Genomic DNA, 2895 nt, shown 5'->3' with positions numbered 1-2895 from the left:
GCCGCCGGACCGGCCGTCGTGCCGGAGAAGGACCCCCGCTACAAGGACCCGGCTTGGGAGGAGAACGCCTGGTACTGGCTGTGCCGCCAGCAGCACGCGCTCCTCGCCGACCGGCTCGCCGAGCTGACCGCCGCGATCGAGCTGGACCCGACCGCGCGTCGGAAGATCGACTTCCTGCGCGAGCAGGTGGTGGCCGCCGCCGCGCCGCCGAACTGGCCCGCGAGCAACCCCGCGCTGGTGCAGCGCGCCGTCCAGACGGGCGGTCGGAGCCTGGTGCGCGGGGTGCGCAACACCCTGCGGGACGTCGTGCAGAACGGCGGCATGCCGCGCCAGTTCACCCCGGGGGAGTTCCGGGTGGGTCACGAGCTGGCCGCCACCGCGGGCAAGGTCGTGTTCCGCAACCGGTTGATCGAGCTGATCCAGTACGCGCCGCAGACCCCCAAGGTCCGCGCGATCCCGCTGCTCATGAGCCCGCCGTGGATCAACAAGTTCTACATCATGGATCTCGCCCCCGACCGCAGCCTGGTGGAGTGGGCGGTCCGGCACGGGCACACGGTCTTCATGATCAGTTACCGCAACCCGGACTCGTCGCTGCGCGACCTCACGATGAGCGACTACCTGCGCGAGGGTCCGGTCGCGGCGATGGACGCCGTCCAGCGGATCACCGGGGCGGAGAAGGTGAACGTCGCGGGTCTGTGCCTCGGTGGCGCGATCGCCGCGTCGATGGTCGCCTGGTTCGCCGCCCGCGGTGAGGACCGGGTCAACTCGCTGACCCTGATGAACACGCTGCTGGACTACACCAGGCCCGGGATGCTCGGCGTGTTCGTGGACGAGCCCACCGTCGACCGGCTCGAGCGCGTGATGGCCAAGGACGGCTACCTGCCCGCCGCCAGCATGAAGCGCACCTTCGACTTCCTGCGCCCCACCGACCTGATGTGGAACTACGTCGGCAACAACTGGCACCAGGGCGGTGAGCCGATCCCGTTCGACATGCTCACGTGGAACGGCGACTCCACCCGGATGCCCGCCGAGATGCAGACGGAGTACCTGCGCACCCACTACCTGCGCAACGAGCTGGCCGAGGGCAAGCTCGAGCTGGCGGGGGAGCGGCTGGACCTGGGCGAGGTGCGCCAGGACGCCTACGTCATCACCGCCGAGCGGGACCACATCGCGCCCTGGGAGGGCGTGTACACCGGGGCCCGCAGGCTCGGCGGCACGGTGCGGTTCGTGCTCTCCAACTCCGGGCACATCGCCGGGGTGGTGAACCCGCCGTCGCCCAAGTCGCGGCACTGGTTCACCGAGACCTCGGAGCTGCCCGCGCGGTCGCAGGACTGGCGGGACGACGCGACCGAGCACCGGGCGAGCTGGTGGGAGGACTGGGCGCCGTGGGTCACCGAGCGGGCGGGCGACCTCCGCACCCCGCCGGACTTCGGCTGCGCGGAGCTGCCGGTCCTCGGCGACGCGCCGGGGGAGTACGTCGTACGGGACTGATCGACCCGGGTGTGTGGGCCTCCGCCCGTCCGATCCGGGACACTGTGTCCATGACGACGGGTGGTGCCGGGCCGACGGAGGACCGGGCGCGAGACGGTGGGTGGTCGGACCAGGTCAACGCGCTCGGCGGGTTCATCCGCGCCCAGCGCCAGATGGCCAAGCTCTCGCTGCGCGAGATGGCCTCGATGACGCGGGTCTCGAACGCCTACCTGAGCCAGGTCGAGCGTGGCCTGCACCAGCCCTCGCTGAAGGTCCTGCACTCCATCGCGGACGCCCTGCACCTCAACACCGAGCAGCTGCTCCGACAGGCGGGCTGGGACGCGAGCACCGCACCCGAGCCCGAGCCTCGCCCGCGGCCCGCGGGGCCCTCCTCCGTGGAGGAGGCGGTGCGCGCGGAGACCCGGCTCACCGAGGAGCAGAAGACCGCGATCATCGGCGTCTACCGGAGCTTCCTGGACTCCTGAACAGCCGTGCTTGACATACTTAACGCCCGTGCGTAGTTTCGGTAGCACCGCAGCCACACACGGAGGTTTCACCATGGCAGGCACCGGCGACCGCATCACCGACTTCGCCAAGCGCGGCCAGGAGGCCGTCAGCGGCGCGCTCGACACCTGGACGGACGCGCTCGGCTCGTTCGCCACGTTCCGCCCCACGGCCGAGGACGCGCGCGGCCTGCTCGACAGCGGCTTCACCGCCGCCGAGAAGGTCCTCGCGGTGCAGCGGGACTTCGCCAAGGGCGTGCTCGACGCGGGCGTCCAGGTCGTCGAGAAGGCGGCCGAGGTCGGCGAGAAGGTCCGCACCACCAAGAGCTGACCGGGCGCACGAGCCCGGGACGCCGGGTGCCGTCGCGGACGACGACGGGGAGGCCTCGGCGTCGCCCCGTCACGTCTCGACGAGCACCGTGAAGGGGCCGTCGTTCACCGAGGCGACCTTCATGTCCGCCCCGAACACCCCGGTCTCGACGTGCGCGCCGCGCTGCCGCAGGGCCGCGACCACGGCGTCGACCAGCGGGGCGGCCTCCTCGGGCCGGGCCGCCGCCGTCCAGCTCGGGCGACGGCCCTTGCGCGTGTCGCCGTAGAGCGTGAACTGGCTGACGACCAGCAGCGGCGCGCCCGCGTCGGCGCAGGACCGCTCGCCCGCGAGCAGCCGGAGCTCCCAGAGCTTGCGGGCCATCCGCTCGACGTCCTCGGGGCCGTCCCCGTGGGTGACGCCGAGCAGGACGAGCAGCCCCTCGCCCTCGATCGCGCCGACGACGCGGCCCTCGACCTCGACGGACGCGCCGCGGACGCGCGCCGCCACCGCCCTCACGCGGGGACCAGCACGCCGTGTCGCACGAACTCCCGGACGGCGGGCAGGGCGGCCTGGACGAGTGCGTCGACCGGCCGGTCGTGGGCGAAGGACAGC

Annotated in this window: 4 protein-coding genes; 3 read left to right on the top strand and 1 reads right to left on the bottom strand. The window is 72.4% G+C overall.

The genetic code is table 11. The features are described from left to right. From H5J29_RS27605 to H5J29_RS27595, 3 genes are all read left to right on the top strand, one after another. Positions 1-1491 (top strand): PHA/PHB synthase family protein (locus H5J29_RS27605; protein WP_181783919.1); only part of this gene is annotated, 1491 nt, incomplete at its 5' end. Positions 1492-1541: 50 nt separating this feature from the next. Then, positions 1542-1955, top strand: a complete 414-nt coding sequence (locus tag H5J29_RS27600; RefSeq protein ID WP_181783918.1) for a helix-turn-helix domain-containing protein — start codon at positions 1542-1544, stop codon at positions 1953-1955. Positions 1956-2028: 73 nt separating this feature from the next. After that, complete coding sequence (locus tag H5J29_RS27595; protein WP_181783917.1) at positions 2029-2304, top strand: hypothetical protein; 276 nt, start codon at positions 2029-2031, stop codon at positions 2302-2304. Between the two features lie 69 nt (positions 2305-2373). On the opposite strand, the gene dtd is transcribed toward H5J29_RS27595, so the two are convergent. After that, positions 2374-2799: a D-aminoacyl-tRNA deacylase gene (gene dtd / locus H5J29_RS27590; protein ID WP_181783916.1), complete on the bottom strand. Its 426-nt coding sequence runs from the start codon at positions 2797-2799 to the stop codon at positions 2374-2376. Positions 2800-2895 lie beyond the last annotated feature (96 nt).

The sequence above is a fragment of the Pseudonocardia pini genome (genome assembly GCF_013870575.1).
Classification (GTDB): Bacteria; Actinomycetota; Actinomycetes; order Mycobacteriales; family Pseudonocardiaceae; genus Pseudonocardia; species Pseudonocardia pini.
The sequence above is the reverse complement of the archived record's forward strand: the minus strand, read 5'-3'. Positions and strand labels throughout refer to the sequence as shown.

What these genes read in the sequence shown, in the direction of transcription:
- H5J29_RS27600 (WP_181783918.1), top strand. Translation starts at nt 1,542, where the DNA reads ATGACGACGGGTGGTGCCGGGCCGACGGAGGACCGGGCGCGAGACGGT.
- H5J29_RS27595 (WP_181783917.1), top strand. Translation starts at nt 2,029, where the DNA reads ATGGCAGGCACCGGCGACCGCATCACCGACTTCGCCAAGCGCGGCCAG.